This window comes from Nocardia elegans NBRC 108235, assembly GCF_001612845.1.
GTDB lineage: Bacteria > Actinomycetota > Actinomycetes > Mycobacteriales > Mycobacteriaceae > Nocardia > Nocardia nova.
On the sequence record NZ_BDBF01000018.1, the window covers coordinates 102,079 to 118,496 of the forward strand.

Sequence of the window (16,418 nt, forward strand, 5' to 3'; positions counted from 1 at the left end):
GACAACACTGCTGTCATCCACGCGCCGGAAGCCTCGAACGTGGACTCATTTCACCACATGCACATATGAACCGCTAGGCCAATCCGGTCACATCAACACCACAAGTAACAGGTGTCAGGAGGTGGCCGCATCGATCCGGCCGGCGACGTCGATGGTGCGGCCCCGAGGATCGGCCAGTTCCGCACGGATGACCTGGGCGACCTGCGCGGCGATCTGGCGGCGGATCTTGCCGACCGACCCCAGCACCTTCGCGCGCCATCCCTCGGCCTGCAGTTCGACGGCGACATCGGCGCTGCGCGGCGGGGTCACATCGATCACGATGAGCAGCGGTTCACCCGCCCGCGCCACCAGGAGCAACCCGACCTCCACCTCGGCGCGATAGCGATTCGCCTTGAGCACGTCGACGGTGATGTCGAGCCCGACCGGAATGGTCAGATCGAACGACACCGGATGGTCGCCGTCCCGCCGGGCCAGCCGCGGCATCCGCACGGCACCCTGCACCTCGACCGTCGCCGCCTCACCGGGCCCGGTACGCAGCGGCCCCACTTCGACCGCGCGACCGGCCAGACCTTCCACCACGTCGCGGACCCGATCCGGGGTGACGATGAGCGGGAAGAAACGCCGGCCGAACTCGGCGTAGTCGATCCATTCGAAGTCCGTGCGCAGCACATGCTCCGAACGCGTGCCGTTCATGATCGCCTCGATGTCGAACACCCGGCCACGACGGGCCGCGGGATCGGCGAGCATGGCGTTGAGCCGGCTCGCGACCTCACGCTGAACCAGAGTGGCGATCGGGTCGAGCAGTACGTCGACGGCGGCCCCGACCGCCTCCGCGCGGACAGCGAAACTCACGTCGCGCGAGCGCACCCGCGGAATGTCGATGACGATCAGCAGCGGATCGGCGGTTCGCGCGTGCAGGGTGAGGTCGATCTCGACGGTGGCCTCGATCCGGAACTGCTGCCCACCGAGAGTCACCGTGAGGTGCATCGACACCGGCACGCGGACCTCGAAGGTGACATGCGGTTCGCTGCGGGCGATCACCGGCTTGCCGACCTTGCCCTCCGCCACCAGCCCGGCCAGCCCCGCCGGACCGATCGAGAACGGCCCGATACTCATCCCCCGTCCGGCCATCCCGGACACCGCGGCCTCGATCCGATCCCGGTTGACCGCGTGCGCCACGAAACGCTCACCGAAGTCGGAGTAGTCCATCCATTCGGGCTCGTCGTGCGCGCCGGGCTCTGCCATCTGCTCCCACTCCTCCACCGATCACCTGCACGCAGATCCCCGTCGATCGCCCAACGGTGGACGAAAACGTTTCACATCTGGCCGAACCCGACGATACCGCCAACCACCGCCGGGTCGTAACGGTGAATGCGCACCGAACCGCGCTCGTTACCGCCGATCGTGGTCAGGGTGTGGTCACCGGCGGCCAGCACGATATTCGTGTGCTGCCCGAACGGACTGCCGGGCGCGTAGATCACCACATCGCCCGGGCGTGGCGAATATCCGGAACCCAGCGCCGAGAATCGGCCGTTCGCTTCGAAATACTGCTGCAGCGTCGCCACACCGGGAATCCGCCACGATCCGGAATTCGGATTGGACAGCGGCCGGCCGGCCTGACGCATGGTCCAGCTGACGAAATCTGCACACCACGGCTCATCCGCGCCCTGTGCGTATTCGGGTCCGTCGCCGGGGTGTGCGTATTCCGTGCGCAGGACCGCGACGATGCGACCGCGATCCGAATCCAGCGCGCTCACATCGATATCCGGGAAATCGTCGAGCCGCTGCCCGGCGATGGCGGCGGTGCGATCGTGCCACCAGGGCAGAGCCACCACGACTCCCACTGCCAGCACGCCGATCACCACCAGCGCCGCCGGCAACACCCAGCGAGTACGCCCGAGCCTTCGAGCACCTGTGGCACTCATGAATCCCTCCGTCCCCGACCGGAAATCGGCCTCCTGAGGTATAGGACGTACGAGAGACCGTCAGGGTTCCGCCGCTTCCGGCGCCGGTACACACACGCCGGTCTCGCTCGTTTCCTGCGCCCGCGCCGCGGGATCGATAGACTGCTCGGACGCCGCCGAGCTCTGGGAGGTCATCGCCCTGGATACTCTGTGGACCTTTCTGGTGGACCATCGCAGACAACTGCTCACCGATTCCTATCTGCATGTTTCGGCCGTCGTGCAGTCCGTGCTGATCGCGACCGCGGTGGCGGTGTGCCTGGGTGTCGTCGTCTATCGCAGCCCGTGGGGTTCGGCGGCGGCCACCGCGGCGGCGAGCATCGTCCTCACCGTGCCCTCGTTCGCGCTGCTGGGACTGCTCATTCCCGTGCTGGGCCTCGGCGTGCGGCCGACGGTCACCGCGCTGGTGCTGTACGCGCTGCTGCCGATTCTGCGCAACACGATCATCGGGCTGGCATCGGTGAATCCGGCGGTCTCGGACGCCGCGCGCGGGGTCGGCATGAACCGCGCCCGGATCCTCGCCTGGATCGAAATGCCGCTGGCGTGGCCGTCGATTCTGGCCGGAATGCGGATCAGCACCCAGATGAGCATGGGCATTCTGGCGATGGCCGCCTATGCGAAGGGGCCGGGTCTGGGCAATCTGATCTTCACCGGCCTGGCCCGGCTGGGCAGTCCGACCGCCGTCCCGCAGGCACTGTCCGGCACGGTGCTGATCATCGTGCTGGCCCTGCTGCTCGATGCCGTCCTCGTGGGCATCGGCCGGCTCACCACCTCGAGGGGAATCCGTGACTGATACCGCGACCGCCGACCGTACCGACCACGAACCCGCGGAGATCGTGCTCGACGCGGTGGCGAAACACTATCCGGGGCAACGCGATCCGGCGGTGGACCGGATCTCGCTGACGATTCCGGCGGGTGAGATCGTGGTGTTCGTCGGCCCCTCGGGCTGCGGTAAGACGACCACGATGCGGATGATCAACCGCCTGATCGAACCGACCTCCGGCACCATCACCATCGCCGGGCGGGACGTGACCGCGGTGAACCCGGACCGGTTACGGCGTCGGATCGGCTATTCGATTCAGCAGGCCGGCCTGTTTCCGCATATGACGGTGGCCCGCAACATCGCCACGGTTCCAGGACTGCTCGGCTGGGATCGTGGCCGGGTCCGGGCGCGCGTCGACGAGATGCTGAATCTCGTGGGACTCGACCCCGAGACCTTCCGCGGCCGCTATCCGCGCCAACTGTCCGGCGGCCAGCAGCAGCGAGTCGGTGTCGCCCGTGCGCTCGCGGCCGATCCGCCGGTACTGCTGATGGACGAGCCGTTCGGCGCGGTCGACCCCATCACCCGCGGACTGCTGCAGGACGAGTTGCTTCGGCTGCAGACCGAACTGCACAAGACGATCGTCTTCGTCACCCACGATTTCAACGAGGCCGTCAAGCTCGGGGACCGAATAGCGGTGCTCGGCAACAATTCCCGCGTCCTCCAGTACGACACCCCGGCCGCGATCCTCGCCGGCCCCGCCGACGAGACGGTGGCCGGTTTCGTCGGCGCCGACGCCGCACTCAAACAGCTCACGCTGGTCCGGGTCGCCGATGTGGAACTGGGCAGCTGCGCCACGGCCGCGCAGGACGATCCGGTCGACACGCTGCGTGCGGCGCTGGCCGCGCAGGAGTGGAAGTGGGGGCTGATCCTCGACTCCGACCGCCGGCCGCTGCGCTGGGTATCGGAACCGCAACTGGCGCAGGCACGCTCGCTACACGACGCCGGCGTTCCGGTCACCGGCACGGTCACGGCGGATTCGACGCTGCAGGCGGCACTCGAGACGCTGCTCGCCGAAAGTACCGCCAATGCCGTCGTGACCGGGCCGCGCGGTGAATACGCCGGCCTGGTCGCGATCGACACCCTGGTCGCACACCTGTCGCGCACCCGCGCCGAACACGAAGCGGCCGCGGCGAATTCGGGCGACCGGCCATGAGTCCCGTTCAGCGACACGAGCGCCGCGCCGACCGGATCCGGTTGTTCGCCCAGCCGGTGCTGGCCTTGGCCCTGGCGGCCGGCGTGCTGGTGTGGGCCTTCGACCGCACCCTCACCGCGACGCAGCAGGCCAGTATCAATCCCACCACGATCGGCACCGTGGTCCGCCAGCATGTGGCGATCACCGCGACCGTGGTGCTGATCGTCGTCGTGGTGTCGGTTCCGTTGGGCACCTTGCTGACTCGGCCACGCTACCGGCGCCTCACTCCCCTGTTCGTCGGCATCGCCAACATCGGTGCGGCGGCGCCGGCGATCGGCCTGATCGTGCTCACCTATCTGTGGACCGAGAAGACCGGCTTCTGGGTGGGTGTCGCGCCGATCGCCTTCTACGCGCTACTTCCGGTGCTGCGCAATACGATTCTGGGATATCAGCAGGTCGATCCCGCTCTCGTCGACGCCGGACGAGGGCAGGGCATGTCGGCGACGACGGTGCTGCGCCGGATCGAATTCCCGCTCGCGGTGCCCTACATCCTGGCCGGGCTGCGCACCTCGCTGGTGCTGGCCGTCGGCACGGCCACGCTCTCTTTCCTGGTCAGCGCCGGCGGTCTGGGCATTCTGATCGACACCGGCTACAAGCTGCGCGACAACGTGACGCTGTGGGTGGGAGCGATCCTCGCGGTGGCCCTCGCACTGCTCGTCGACTGGCTGGGGGCGCTGGCCGAACAGTTCCTCGGACCGCGGGGGCTGCGATGAAGCGGCGAGCACGGCACCTCGGACGCAGCGCGGCCACCGCGGCGGCGACACTGCTGGTCGCCGTGGTCGCCGCCTGCGGTCTCGAGGCCGGTGGCGCCGTGCCGCTGCCGGTCGGGCCGGGCAGTATCGAGCCGATTCCCGCCCTCGACGGTGTGCGGATCACCGTGGGCTCCAAGGATTTCACCGAACAGAACATCCTCGGCTACCTCATCGAATTCGCGCTCACAGCGGCTGGCGCTCAGGTCCGTGACCTCACCAATATCACCGGATCCAACAGCCTGCGCGATGCGCAATTGCACGGACAGGTCGATGTCGCCTACGACTACACCGGGACCGGATGGATCAATTACCTGGGTAACGAGACGCCGATTCCGGACTCCACCCGGCAATTCGAGGCGGTGCGCGATACGGATCTCGCACAACACGGCATGGTGTGGGCCGATCCGGCCCCGATGAACAACACCTACACCATGGTCACCAATGCGGGCAGTGCCGCCCGCACCGGCGCGAAGACGATTTCCGACTATGCCCGTCTGGTGAATACCGATCCGAGCACCGGATCGACCTGCCTCGGCACCGAATTCAGCGTCCGGCAGGACGGATTTCCGGGTCTGGCCCGCAAATACGGTATCGACCTCGGTAAGGTGCACAAGCAGATCATGCAGGATTCGCTCGTGTACTCGGCCACGGCGAACGGCACCTGTCAATTCGGCGACGTCACCGCGACCGACGGCCGCACCAAAGCACTGAATCTGGTACAGCTCGCCGACGATCTGAACTTCTTCCCCAAATACAATGCGGCACTGGTGATGCGGAAATCGTTCGCCGACGCGCATCCCCAGGTGGCGCAGGTGATGGCGCCGATCTCCGCGCTGCTCACCAACGAGACGATCACCGAGTTGAACCGCAAGGTCGACGTCGACGGCGCCGAACCGGCCACCGTCGCGCGCGATTGGCTGATCCGGCAGGGGTTCGTCACCGCGGGCTGAGATCAGGCGAGCGCCGTGCGCACCGCCAGCCAGCGGCCGCCCGGGTCGGCGTAGCCGTGGTACATCAGCGGAATCCGTTGGTCCACACCGAAATAGCGGAAGACGGCCAGCATCGCCTGCCGCACGGAGTAGTCGGCGAAATCGTCGATGCGGCGCGGGCCGATCGCATGTTCGGGCAGTGCGGCCAGTCGCGCCATCTCCTCCGAATCGCACACGTCGAGGCCCATCGGCCCGTCGGCGATGTAGTGATCATGGAAGATATGGCGCATCGCCGAGGTATCGGAGCGTCGAGAAGCGCAGGGCAGCAACCGGATTGCCGCACCGGGCAGGCTGGGCGCTTCCAGGGCGGCGGTCAGCTCGGGATCCGGCGCCGGCACATCACGCACCGGAACCTGTTCGAGCAGATGCAGCATGGAGGCGCCCCGCACCCGCGGCTCGGGCACCAGGAACAGACTCACCATCGGGCCGGTATGGGCGGCATCGGTCAGGCATATCCGCGTATGGGATCGATCGCGCGCTCGCGGCGCGGCGGGTGTGGACGGGGGCGTGGGGATCCGGTCGGACATGCGGTCTCCTGGAGGGGAGGGCGATCGACCCTCCCGCGAACGCGCTGGTACGAGGTCCGAAGCATGCGCCGGCCGCCGAGTTACCCGACTCGGACCGATCTCCTCGACGTCCGACCGTTGTGCCATGAATTATAGGAGCCGGGGACACGACGCGACATCCGGAATTCGCTATCCGGTTGCTTCCGGGGTGCGATCAGGCGTTCAGCAACCGGGGCAGACCGGCCAGCTCCGAGTCGATGCGCCGGCGCACCGCCGGCCATTCCTCGTCCAGGATGGAATAGAACGCGGTACTGCGCACGGTTCCGTCCAGACCGCGCGAATGCGCCCGCCGGACGCCGTCGCTGGTCGCCCCCAACCGCTCGATCGCCATGCGCGAGCGCACATTTCGCACATCGGCGCGCAGCGCGATCCGGCGGACCCGCCACACGTCGAAGGCGTGCTCGAGCAGCAACAATTTCGATTCCAGATTGATACCGGCGCCGCGCGCCTGCGAGCAGAGCCAGGTATTGCCGATCTCGGCGGCGTCGGGCACCGCGAGCAGCGGATCTCCGGTCGGCATACCGTGCACGATGGGCCACACCAGCGGCCCCTGCCAGTAGTCGAAGCGGTTGAAGCGCGTCGAGCCCAGTACCCGGTTGTCGGCCGTCGCGACGACCGCGAAGGCCAGCGCCGAACCGACGGCGTGCGCCGCCGCGGCCTGTGCGACGTAGTCCGCGGCCTCGGCCCGGCCGTGCGGTACGGGGGTGAACGCGAACGCGTCGCGATCCTCGGCGCCCGCCTCGGCGAGCCCCGGAACATGGTGCGGTGCCAAAGGTTCCAGCCGCACGAGGCGGCCGGTCAGGATGACGGGTGCAGGCACGTTCCCTCGATCTTTCGGGACGGACTCCGGTAACGCCCAACGATCGTCACACCGGCCCACAACGCTCCGGATCGACGACCAGTCCTGGCGCGCCGGCAGCAGCATCGGACAGTGAGATGAACGATAACCGAACGTGTGCCGTCGAGAATGCAGGTCTGGCGTAAATTTAACGGGATTGCTCGCGTGTCGCTCGGCGCGTCGCAGCCGGCCCGCCGGGGCGATTCCCGAGGCGATTTTCGGTGCGTTCGCCCCGGTTATCGGGTCGACACGAAACCGTTGCCGCGAGTGGCGGACTCATCCGCAGGTGCCGTCGTAGCCTGGGATGAGCGAACGGGGGGCGTCATGACCGAAACATCACGGGCCGCGATCCTGCTCGATGTCGACGGCCCCCTCAATCCCTACCCCCGGCCCACGCACCCACCCCCGCACGGCTACCGGCCTTATGTGTTGCAGCACAGCATCATTCCCGCGATTCCGCCCATCGATCAGCAGGTGCTGCTCGACGCGGCCGTCGGCTCGCGGCTACTGGAACTGGCCGACATCACCGATGCCGAACTGGTGTGGGCGACCGCGTGGGAATATGCGGCGAATACGGTCCTCGGTCCCGTCCTCGGCCTGCCGCCGCTGGAGGTGATCATCTTCGAGGACACCGGAATTCGGCATCGCGAGGGCCACCACGGCAAGCTTCCGACCATCGACCGCTGGGCCGGACGCCGGCCGCTGTGCTGGTTCGACGACGAATTCCAGCCCGCCGACCAGGGCTGGGCCGAGCGCCGCACCGCCACCGTCGCCCCGACCCTGCTCGTCCCGGTCGACCGCCACACCGGTTTGACGCCCGACCACCTCGAGCTCGCCCGGGCGTTCCTGGAGCCGCTTCGCGGGCCGCGAACTCGCTAGAGCGGCGGCAGACGCAACAGCGCCGCCACCGCCTTGGAGGCGCTCTGAACAGCGCTTTCCATGGTGGCCGACCAGTCGGTGCTGGTCCAGTCCCCGGCCAGCATGAGGGTGGGCACCGAGGTGCGCTGATCGGGTCGCAGGCCGTCGGTGCCGAGGGCCTGGGAGAAGGTCGCCTTCGGCATCTTGACCACGTGGCCGTGCACCACCCGCGCCTCGGCCGCCTCGGGGTAGTAGCGGCGCAGCAGGTCCATCTGCTCGTCGATGATGTCGTCGCTGCTCTTGTGGATCTGTTCGTAGGCGCCGCTGGTGGTCAGGCAGTACAGCCAGGTGCCGTTCGGTTCGCGGCCGTGCATGCGCTGCCGGTCGAACACCTCGTCGATCACCCCCGTCCCGCCGATGATCGCCTCCATCGCACTGCGGGTGCCGAGCGGCCGGTCCAGATACAGATTGGTGCTGACGATGGGCGTGGCACCCAATTTGTCTGCCGCGGCGTAGATTTCGGCGTGTTCGGGGAGATCGTCGAGCAGGCCGTGGATCCGGGAATTGGGTACGGCGCAGATCACGGCATCGGCCGGGACCGTGGTGCCGTCCACCAGTTCGACACCGGTCACCGCGCCGTCCACGATCCGGATCCGGTCCGCCACCGCGCGATAACGGACCTCGACCCCGTGGCGGCGGAACACCTCCTCCGCACCGGTGATGTAGAGCGTGTCGAGATCGACGGTCGGATAGCCGATGGTGACCGCGCGCCGATCCCGCACTCCCAGCCGGATGCCGGTGGCCAGCACATCGGCGAAGACCTTCGCGCATTCCCGCTGCACCGGCTCGGCGGCGATGCCCAGTGCCAGCCAATCCCACAGCGCCTCACGCGCTTTCGCGGGCATACCGATGCGCTCGAACCACTGCTCGGTGGTGATGTCGGCCAGATCCGCGGGCTGGAACAGACACTGCAGACCCAACCGCATCGTCGCCCGCGCCGCGGCCAGCCGCTCGCCCAACCCGGCATCCGGATGTGCGCCCAGCAGTGTGCCGAAGGCCCGGATACCTCTGGTGTGCAACGCCGTTGCGCGTCCGCCCGGCCAGCGCAGCGTTCCCCCGGTGGGAAATTCCAGATATTTCTCGGTGCCGACACTCGCCAGATACCGGAAGAGGTGGTGGTAGCCGCTGGCGATCACGTGCTGACCGTTGTCGGGCGTATCGCCGACCTCGGCGACCGTCATCGCCTGGGTGCGGCCACCGAGCCGGGCCCGGCGCTCCAGCAGCGTCACCCGCTTCCCGGCCTCGGCCAGCCAGACAGCCGACGCCAGCCCGGCCAGACCACCACCGATCACCACGAACCGACGAGCGTCGTTCATTCGAACCTCCATGCGCGACAGCGGGTTTCGCCCCCCCGGCGACCTCGATCCGAAGGCCGAGCCGCACCGAGCCGGTTCCGATCACTGTAGGCAGCCGGACATCGACGGTCAACGGTGAGTGAAATGTTGTCACATTCTCTCGCCCAACTCATGGGAAGCGACGGCGCCCGATGCCGCGGCACCGAGGCGAGAGAATGGTCGTCCGAACCGATGAACACCAGGAGGCACAGTGCAATTCATGGTTCTTTCCCGGCGCCGCACCGAATCGTTCACCGACGCGGATTTCGAGAAAGTACTACCGGCCGAGACCGACCACGTCCGCAAGCTCTATCTCGACGGCGTCGTCCGCCAGATCTGGTTGCGCGGCGATATCGCCGGTGCCTGCTTCACCATCGAGGCGGCCGATGCCGAAGAGGCGAATGCGATCGTCGCGGAACTGCCCATGGCCGCGGCCGGAGTCTCCGAATTCACCGTGATTCCCTTGAGCCCGTACCGGGGTTTCGGCGGGGCCTAGCCGAATTCGCCCCGGGCAACTTTGGACTTGCTGGTCCAAAAAATCGCTCGTAGCTTCGGTCTCATGTCACGACTCTCGGGCCGAACAGCCCTCATCACGGGTTCCACCAGCAATATCGGACGCGCCATCGCGGTGGCCTACGCCGCGGCGGGGGCGCATGTCGTCGTCTCCGGCCGCGACGACGAGCGCGGCGCGGCGGTCGTTGCCGAGATCCGCGCGGGCGGCGGCCGCGCCGACTATGTGCACGCCGACCTCGACGGCAGTGCGGCCACCGCCCGTGCGCTGGCGGATGCGGCCACCCGAGCGCTCGGTGGGCGCATCGACATCCTGGTCAACAATGCCGGGATCTTTCCGCCGGCGACCACCGCGACCGCCGACGAGCGGATGTTCGACCGCGTCTACGCCGTCAACGTCAAGGCGCCGTTCTTCCTCACCCAGGCGGTGGCTCCGGCGATGGTCGAGGCGGGTGGCGGCGTGATCGTGAATCTCGGCTCGTGGGTGGCGCGGCTGAGCGTGCCCGTAGGCGCCCTCTACGCCTCGACCAAGGGGGCGGTGGAAACCCTCACGCGGGCGTGGTCGGCGGAGTTCGGCCCGAAAGGCGTTCGCGTCAACGCCATTTCGCCCGGCGTCGTGCTGCCGCCGGAGCGTGACGCCGCCGCCGGCGCCATGATGCACGGCACGCCCGCCGGAAGGGCCGGAACCGCCGAGGACATCGCGGCGGCCGCGGTCTTCCTGGCCTCCGACGAGGCATCGTTCGTGCACGGCACCGTCGTGGACGTCGACGGCGGGCGGACGGGTGTGGCCGTACTCGCCGGCGCGCCTACTTGAGCATGCTGCCCGCGTCGACGGTCACCGGCAGGCCGGTGATGTAGCGCGATTCGTCCGAGGCGAGGAACAGCACCGCATTGCTGATATCCACCGGCTCGACCCAGCCGACCGGCAGGACGTGCATGAACTTCGCCACCGGTTCGAAATCCTCGACGCCCGGATTCTCCAGATCCGGGCGGAACATCTTCATCGTTCCCTCGTTCATGAACATCGGGGTGTTCACGTTGGTCGGATGGACCGAATTGACCCGGATCGAATTCGCGCCCAACTCGACCGCGAAGGTCCGCATCAGGCCGACCACGCCGTGCTTGGCGGCGACGTAATGCCCGGTGTTCGGATAGGCCTTGAGTCCGCCCACCGAACTGGTGAGGATGATCGAGCCGCCGTTGCCGCCGGAAAGCAGATGCGGCACACCGGCTTTCACGGTCTTCCAGACACCTTCCAGATTGATGCCGATCATCGTGTTCCAGTCCTGTTCACTGGTTTCGGCCAGGGTCGCACCCCCGTTGCCGATCCCGGCGTTCGCCACGATGATGTCGAGCCGGCCCAGCTGCTCGACCCCGTTGTCCACGGCGGCCTTCAACGCGTCGAAATCGCGGACGTCGACCTCGGCGGTGACGATGCGCCGGCCGAGACCCTTGACCAGCTCCACCGTCTCGGCCAGATCGGCCGGGGTCGAAGCCGGGATCAGATCGGTACCGCTCACCGGTTTACAGACGTCGACGGCGATGATGTCGGCGCCCTCCTCCGCGAGCCGCACCGCATGACTTCGCCCCTGGCCGCGTGCCGCTCCAGTGATGAAGGCGACCTTGCCCTCTACCCGCCCAGCCATAACGCACCTCGTTCATTGCCACTCGGGCACACCGATGCCCGATGCCGGATTCCCGACCACCCGCGCCGAGCGATCGCTCACTTGCTAATCGGATTCTCCAGCATCGAGAATGAAATTTCCATACCTTGCGCCCGGTGTGGTTCAGTGGCCGCCGCTCGCCTGCTGCCGGATCCATCGCAGCAGGGTGGGGTTACCGGAATCGGTGGTGATCACACCGGCCGCGGCGCGGACGAAACGGCCCTCGGCCACGGCGGCGAGCATGCTCGCGGCCAGATCGCTTCGGGCGGTGAAGATCCCGTCGGCGTAGTCCTCGACCATCGTGTAATCGGTGACGTCGGGGCGGTCGTAGAGTCCGCTCGGACGCACCACGGTCCACTCCCGATCGCTGTCGCGCAGCAGTGCTTCCATCCGCCGCATATCGTCGTAGAGCGTCTTGCCCGCCACCCGCGTCACATACGGCACCAGCAGCCGATTGAAGAGGAAGCCGCCCTCGCTGTAGGGGCGCGGATCGACGCCGGCCGAGCTCACCACCACGATCCGGCTCACCCCGTGCCGCCGCATCGCCGTCACGATGTTCGACACGCCCTCGGAATAAGTGGTGATCGGTTCCTTGCTCGGCGGCACCCCGAGCGCGGACAGCACCGCGTCGCCCCCCTTCACCGCGGTGTCGACCGCGGCCGGGTCGAGCACATCGGCGCCGATCACCTCGAGCCGCTCATGGCGCAGCGGGAATTCGCCCGGCTGCCGCGTCACCGCCGCGACCTGATGTCCGGCGGCCAGCGACTGCGCGGTGAGCTGGCGGCCGGTGGGACCGTTGGCCCCGAAGATGGTGATACGCATGGCTTTTCCTTCGGACAGAGGAGGCGGACGGCGGCGGGCGAGACGAAATCCGCCGCCGTCGCCGAGCCCTCTTCGTTGCGTGGACGCACACAAGACGCCCGTCGAGCCCGTCGCATAACAACCCGCGACAGTGATCTACATCACCGGGGCGCCACCGCTGAACCGCCGCGACTATCCGGAGGTCAGGGCTTCGATGGCTCGGCCGATCAGCATCGTTCCCACGAGCAGCAGCAGCACCATCATCACGGTTCGGTCGTTGGCGACCAGCCAGGTTTTGGTGGCGGCCAGGGGTTGATCGAGCCGCTCACCCGCGACCAGGTAGGCGACGACCGGCGCGATGCACGAAGCCAGCGCGATCACGAGGAAGATCGCACCGGCGCCCACCGCTCTCGGCGCCGGCAGCCGCGCCTCGGCGATGTCGAGCCCGCCCATGACGGCGGGGACGAGGGTGCTGACGTCGACGACGACGAGCGCCACACCGAGCCCGAAGGCGCCCGCCGGAGTCACGCGGTCGACTCGGTCCCACAGTTTCCGCGGCTTCGCCTCGCCGCGCCCGCGCTGAAACCCGAACCACGCCGCGACACCGAGCAACCCGATCCCGCCGCAGAGACGTATGAGCGAGGTCGCGGTCGAGGCGTGATGGGGAGGCAGATGCCGGCCCGCGGACGCGCCGATCAGCCAGGCCACCGCGGTGACGAGCACCGCGAACCCGCAGATCCGGCCGAGCAGGTATCCGCTGCTCTTCGTCCGCGCCTGCCCCGACACCAGCATCAGCACCGCCACGATGAGCGGCAGTGGACTCACCGCGATCGCGGCGGCCAAGGGCAGGGTCCTCCCGATCACGGTGCCCATCCGCCGTTCCTTTCGGCCGCACGAGCGATTATTTGCCACAGGCTCGCTGTCATTCGGTCACGAGTTCCGAGCCGCGACCGATTTCTGCAATCTACTTGGGGCTATAGGTAATTTCGAGGCACCATACCGAATTGCCGAGGATTCCCCGACCGGAGTTTCGAACCCTGCTCACAACCACACGGTGGACAACCACGCGGCGACGACGGCCAGCACCAGCAGGACCACATTCAGGCCGATCAGCTTCACCTCGCCGCGGCGCAGATGCACCACGATCGCACCGACCTGCACCAGCGCCAATCCGATGGCGGCGACGAGCGCGAGAACCACGGCGATCCCGGTCAGCGGCGGCAGGATCAGCCCGGCCGCGCCGAGGACCTCGCTCGCGCCGATGCCTCGCACCAGGCCCAGCGGCACGGTGTCGATCCACCCCATCATCGGGCGCAGCCGGTCCTTCGACCGCAGCATCTTGATCCCGCCCGAGTAGAGGTAGAACACCGCCAGCAGCGCGCCGACGATCCAGTACGCGATCTCCACCATGACCTCCGATGATGACGAATGGTAAGCAGCATCATCCGCCGGAATCGGACGGCGTACAAAAGGAACATCGACCGAAGGGCACGGCAGGACCGCAAGGCCGCCGCTTTTGGTAGGAGGTCTTGCCAAAAGCCGGTTTCTGGTAGAGGATCTTGCCAGATCTTCGACGAGGAGGACATCGTGACGCCGACCGTTCCGCTCCGGCACCCGAGCTCACCCCGGCCCGTCCCCGGGCCCGGTCTCGGCACGCTCGCCCGGATGCTCGGGCTCGGCGCGCCGGGCCCGGCCGAATTTCGCGAGCTGGGCGAGGCACTGACCGTCGGCGACCGACCGATGGACGAGCTCGTGGACTGGATGTATCGCGAGGGCATGGCCACGACCCGGCCGCTGTTCGACCGCGCCCTGCGGGAGGGCATCGCCGCAGTACCGAATGCCCCGGTGCCCCTGCGCGAATTCTTCGAATACGTCGAAGCGGTGCCCGAGTGGGTGGATCGGCGAAAGATCCGCCACGCCGAGCGCGTCTCCTGCCTGGGCGGCCGCGACGGGATCTACGTCGCCCGCGACATGTCGTTCCTGGGCGGCTACCTGGCCTCCGGTTTCAACAAGACGCTGCTGCGCACCGGCGCCCTGGAGAAGGGCCCGGCCAAGCGATTCGCCGAGACCACGCAGTGGGCGATGGATGTCACCGCGGCCGGCGGAATGGCGCCGGGCGGCACCGGTTTTCGCTCGACCGTGCACGTCCGGCTGATCCACTCGCTGGTCCGCCGGCATGTGGCCGCACTACCGGACTGGCGGGCCGAGGAGTGGGGACTGCCGATCAATCAGACCGATATGGCCGCCACACTGGTCGGCGCGCTGATCGCCCCGATGATCGGCGCCATCGGCATGGGAGTCGTCATCACGCCCCGCGACGCGGAGGCCATGGCCCACCTGGCCCGCTACGTCGGCTGGGTGATGGGTGTCGAGGAACGCTTCCTGCCCAACGACTTTCGCGACAGCGTCCGCATTCTCTACCACACGATGACCGCGATCACGAACCCGGACGACACCTCCCGCCAACTCGCGATCCCGATGCGTGACGAACCGCTCGGCTGGCACTACGACCGACTGCCGGGACTGCGGCGGCGGATCGCCCGGTCCCAGCACCTGTCGATCGCGATGATGTATCTGGGCCCAGCCGCCATGAAACGACTCGGCCTGCCCAGTCGCACCCTTCCCTGGTATCCCGTGCTGCGCATACCCGTCAACCTCGCGCGGTCGGCGCGGGCCCGGCTGATCCCGGGCCAGTTCGAGCGCGTCGTCGCCGAAGGCCGGGCCGCGCAACTGGCCTTCATCCGCACCCTCGCCGGACCCGATGCGGCTGTGATCGGCGGAGCGGCCGAGCACATCACCCCGGCCGCCTGAACCGCCGCACCCGACCGCTCCGGCTACTCCGCGACATCCGTCCATGTGACCGGAAGTTCGTGCACCCCATAGATATTCATATCGGTCCGCAACCTCACCGCATCGGCCGGGACGGCGAGGGCCATGGTCGGGAAGCGGCGCAGCAGGCCGGCGAATCCGGCGCGCATTTCGATCCGTGACAGCTGCTGACCGAGGCACAGGTGCATGCCGTGGCCGAAGGACAGGTGGCCGCGGGCCGTGCGGTGCACGTCGAGAGTGTCGGGGTCGTCGAAGCGGCGCGGGTCGCGGTTGGCGGCCAGCAGCGAGACGACGACGGTCGAGCCCTTGCCGATGGTTTCACCGCCCAGTTCGATGTCGTCGGTGGCGTAGCGGTAGAAGATGTCGGCGACGGAGAGATAGCGCATCAGTTCCTCGACCGCATCGGGAACCAGAGCCGGATCCGCACGCAGTTCGGCCGCCTGCTCCGGATGCTCGAGCAGCGCGAATGTGCCGAGCCCCAACATATTCGCGGTGGTCTCGTGCCCCGCCAGCAGGAGCAGGAAGGCGATGCCGGTCAGCTCCTCGACGGTGAGATCGTCGTCGCGGGCCAGGTCGGACAGAATGTCCTCACCCGGTTCGGCGCGCTTGCGGACGACCAGTTCGGCCAGATAGGACGTCAGCGCGCCGTAGGCCGCCATCTTCTCCTCGAGCGCCTGGTCCTTGACGAGGAACTTGGCCGAGTTGACCTGGAAGGTGTCTCGATCCTCGTAGGGAACGCCGAGCAGTTCGCAGATCACCAGCGAGGGCACCGGCAGCGCGAACTCCGCCACCAGGTCGACCGGCGGGGTCAGCCGGGCCATCGCCTCCAGTTGCCGCTCGACGACGTCCACGATGTGGTCTTCGAGCTGCTTCATCCGTTTGACGGTGAAGGCGCCGACGAGCTTGCGCCGCAACCGGGTATGGTCGGGCGCGTCCATCGCGATGAAGACGCCGGGGATCTGCGGCGACGGCTCGGTGGCGACCGGCATGCCCGGAATCTCGTACGGCACATGCAGAACGCCGATGTCCTGGCGCGAGCTGAAGCGCGGGTCGGCCAGCAGGCTGCGCACCTCGTCGTATCCGGTGACCAGCCAGCCCTCGTGTCCGTCGGGGAAGATCATCGGACCGACGGGATGAGCATCACGCAACCGGGTGATCTCGCGGGGCGGATCGAAGGGGCCCGCATTCCGTTCCATGGGCAGGCCGTGCGGGACGGGAACCGTTCGGGTCATGGCGTTTTC

Annotated in this window: 18 protein-coding genes; 8 read left to right on the forward strand and 10 right to left on the reverse strand. The window is 67.8% G+C overall.

Features of this window, described 5'->3' with window-relative positions:
* Nucleotides 1-114 precede the first annotated feature (114 nt).
* Together NE2_RS15195 and NE2_RS15200 are read right to left on the reverse strand one after the other, a co-directional pair.
* Nucleotides 115-1,245: a hypothetical protein gene (locus tag NE2_RS15195; protein ID WP_063026778.1), complete on the reverse strand. Its 1,131-nt coding sequence runs from the start codon at nt 1,243-1,245 to the stop codon at nt 115-117.
* 71 nt (nt 1,246-1,316) lie between these two features.
* Complete coding sequence (locus tag NE2_RS15200) at nt 1,317-1,925, reverse strand: CHAP domain-containing protein (RefSeq protein WP_063026643.1); 609 nt, start codon at nt 1,923-1,925, stop codon at nt 1,317-1,319.
* Between the two features lie 178 nt (nt 1,926-2,103).
* On the opposite strand from NE2_RS15200, the gene NE2_RS15205 reads away from it, so the two are divergent.
* Genes NE2_RS15205 through NE2_RS15220 form a run of 4 tightly spaced genes read left to right on the forward strand, consistent with a single transcriptional unit; the run spans nt 2,104 to nt 5,678 of the window.
* Nucleotides 2,104-2,754 (forward strand): ABC transporter permease, encoded by a 651-nt coding sequence (locus NE2_RS15205; RefSeq protein WP_084494069.1) that lies wholly within the window; start codon nt 2,104-2,106, stop codon nt 2,752-2,754.
* Entirely contained in the window at nt 2,747-3,937 is a 1,191-nt protein-coding gene (locus NE2_RS15210; protein ID WP_063026647.1) for an ABC transporter ATP-binding protein, read from the forward strand. The genes NE2_RS15205 and NE2_RS15210 overlap by 8 nt, the downstream gene beginning before the upstream one ends.
* A complete protein-coding gene (locus NE2_RS15215) occupies nt 3,934-4,689 on the forward strand; it encodes an ABC transporter permease (protein WP_063026649.1) in 756 nt (251 codons plus the stop codon). The genes NE2_RS15210 and NE2_RS15215 overlap by 4 nt, the downstream gene beginning before the upstream one ends.
* Entirely contained in the window at nt 4,686-5,678 is a 993-nt protein-coding gene (locus NE2_RS15220; RefSeq protein WP_063026651.1) for a glycine betaine ABC transporter substrate-binding protein, read from the forward strand. The genes NE2_RS15215 and NE2_RS15220 overlap by 4 nt, the downstream gene beginning before the upstream one ends.
* A gap of 2 nt (nt 5,679-5,680) precedes the next feature.
* Here the strand turns inward: NE2_RS15220 and NE2_RS15225 are convergent, their stop codons facing one another.
* Both NE2_RS15225 and NE2_RS15230 read right to left on the reverse strand, forming a co-directional pair.
* Nucleotides 5,681-6,244, reverse strand: coding sequence for a hypothetical protein (locus NE2_RS15225; protein WP_063026653.1), 564 nt, complete (start codon nt 6,242-6,244; stop codon nt 5,681-5,683).
* A gap of 193 nt (nt 6,245-6,437) precedes the next feature.
* The gene (locus tag NE2_RS15230; RefSeq protein ID WP_063026655.1) at nt 6,438-7,103 is read right to left on the reverse strand and encodes a GNAT family N-acetyltransferase; all 666 of its coding nucleotides are present in this window, start codon (nt 7,101-7,103) and stop codon (nt 6,438-6,440) included.
* A gap of 342 nt (nt 7,104-7,445) precedes the next feature.
* On the opposite strand from NE2_RS15230, the gene NE2_RS15235 reads away from it, so the two are divergent.
* Complete coding sequence (locus NE2_RS15235; protein WP_063026657.1) at nt 7,446-8,000, forward strand: HAD domain-containing protein; 555 nt, start codon at nt 7,446-7,448, stop codon at nt 7,998-8,000.
* Here NE2_RS15235 and hpnE read toward each other — a convergent pair.
* Complete coding sequence (gene hpnE, locus NE2_RS15240) at nt 7,997-9,355, reverse strand: hydroxysqualene dehydroxylase HpnE (RefSeq protein ID WP_063026780.1); 1,359 nt, start codon at nt 9,353-9,355, stop codon at nt 7,997-7,999. The two genes, NE2_RS15235 and hpnE, sit on opposite strands and share 4 nt — an antisense overlap.
* Before the next feature lie 238 nt (nt 9,356-9,593).
* Between hpnE and NE2_RS15245 the strand changes: the two genes are divergently transcribed.
* Together NE2_RS15245 and NE2_RS15250 are read left to right on the forward strand one after the other, a co-directional pair.
* Nucleotides 9,594-9,869, forward strand: a complete 276-nt coding sequence (locus NE2_RS15245) for a hypothetical protein (RefSeq protein ID WP_218018610.1) — start codon at nt 9,594-9,596, stop codon at nt 9,867-9,869.
* 63 nt (nt 9,870-9,932) lie between these two features.
* The gene (locus NE2_RS15250) at nt 9,933-10,697 is read left to right on the forward strand and encodes an SDR family NAD(P)-dependent oxidoreductase (protein ID WP_063026661.1); all 765 of its coding nucleotides are present in this window, start codon (nt 9,933-9,935) and stop codon (nt 10,695-10,697) included.
* Here the strand turns inward: NE2_RS15250 and NE2_RS15255 are convergent.
* The 4 genes from NE2_RS15255 to NE2_RS15270 form a co-directional block, all read right to left on the reverse strand.
* A complete protein-coding gene (locus NE2_RS15255) occupies nt 10,690-11,529 on the reverse strand; it encodes a mycofactocin-coupled SDR family oxidoreductase (protein WP_063026663.1) in 840 nt (279 codons plus the stop codon). The two genes, NE2_RS15250 and NE2_RS15255, sit on opposite strands and share 8 nt — an antisense overlap.
* 141 nt (nt 11,530-11,670) lie before the next feature.
* A complete protein-coding gene (locus tag NE2_RS15260) occupies nt 11,671-12,369 on the reverse strand; it encodes an NAD(P)-dependent oxidoreductase (RefSeq protein ID WP_063026665.1) in 699 nt (232 codons plus the stop codon).
* Nucleotides 12,370-12,540: 171 nt separating this feature from the next.
* Nucleotides 12,541-13,221, reverse strand: coding sequence for a GAP family protein (locus NE2_RS15265; RefSeq protein ID WP_063026667.1), 681 nt, complete (start codon nt 13,219-13,221; stop codon nt 12,541-12,543).
* A 168-nt stretch (nt 13,222-13,389) separates the two neighbouring features.
* Nucleotides 13,390-13,758, reverse strand: coding sequence for a DoxX family protein (locus NE2_RS15270; RefSeq protein ID WP_218018611.1), 369 nt, complete (start codon nt 13,756-13,758; stop codon nt 13,390-13,392).
* Between the two features lie 177 nt (nt 13,759-13,935).
* Between NE2_RS15270 and NE2_RS15275 the strand changes: the two genes are divergently transcribed.
* Nucleotides 13,936-15,159: an oxygenase MpaB family protein gene (locus NE2_RS15275; RefSeq protein WP_063026669.1), complete on the forward strand. Its 1,224-nt coding sequence runs from the start codon at nt 13,936-13,938 to the stop codon at nt 15,157-15,159.
* 23 nt (nt 15,160-15,182) lie between these two features.
* Here the strand turns inward: NE2_RS15275 and NE2_RS15280 are convergent, their stop codons facing one another.
* Nucleotides 15,183-16,409: a cytochrome P450 gene (locus NE2_RS15280; RefSeq protein ID WP_063026671.1), complete on the reverse strand. Its 1,227-nt coding sequence runs from the start codon at nt 16,407-16,409 to the stop codon at nt 15,183-15,185.
* Nucleotides 16,410-16,418 lie beyond the last annotated feature (9 nt).

Coding starts and splice junctions, on each gene's coding strand:
- NE2_RS15195 (WP_063026778.1), bottom strand. CDS start 1,245: ATGGCAGAGCCCGGCGCGCACGACGAGCCCGAATGGATGGACTACTCC.
- NE2_RS15200 (WP_063026643.1), bottom strand. CDS start 1,925: ATGAGTGCCACAGGTGCTCGAAGGCTCGGGCGTACTCGCTGGGTGTTG.
- NE2_RS15215 (WP_063026649.1), top strand. CDS start 3,934: ATGAGTCCCGTTCAGCGACACGAGCGCCGCGCCGACCGGATCCGGTTG.
- NE2_RS15220 (WP_063026651.1), top strand. CDS start 4,686: ATGAAGCGGCGAGCACGGCACCTCGGACGCAGCGCGGCCACCGCGGCG.
- NE2_RS15225 (WP_063026653.1), bottom strand. CDS start 6,244: ATGTCCGACCGGATCCCCACGCCCCCGTCCACACCCGCCGCGCCGCGA.
- NE2_RS15235 (WP_063026657.1), top strand. CDS start 7,446: ATGACCGAAACATCACGGGCCGCGATCCTGCTCGATGTCGACGGCCCC.
- hpnE (WP_063026780.1), bottom strand. CDS start 9,355: ATGAACGACGCTCGTCGGTTCGTGGTGATCGGTGGTGGTCTGGCCGGG.
- NE2_RS15245 (WP_218018610.1), top strand. CDS start 9,594: ATGGTTCTTTCCCGGCGCCGCACCGAATCGTTCACCGACGCGGATTTC.
- NE2_RS15250 (WP_063026661.1), top strand. CDS start 9,933: ATGTCACGACTCTCGGGCCGAACAGCCCTCATCACGGGTTCCACCAGC.
- NE2_RS15255 (WP_063026663.1), bottom strand. CDS start 11,529: ATGGCTGGGCGGGTAGAGGGCAAGGTCGCCTTCATCACTGGAGCGGCA.
- NE2_RS15260 (WP_063026665.1), bottom strand. CDS start 12,369: ATGCGTATCACCATCTTCGGGGCCAACGGTCCCACCGGCCGCCAGCTC.
- NE2_RS15265 (WP_063026667.1), bottom strand. CDS start 13,221: ATGGGCACCGTGATCGGGAGGACCCTGCCCTTGGCCGCCGCGATCGCG.
- NE2_RS15270 (WP_218018611.1), bottom strand. CDS start 13,758: ATGGTGGAGATCGCGTACTGGATCGTCGGCGCGCTGCTGGCGGTGTTC.
- NE2_RS15280 (WP_063026671.1), bottom strand. CDS start 16,409: ATGACCCGAACGGTTCCCGTCCCGCACGGCCTGCCCATGGAACGGAAT.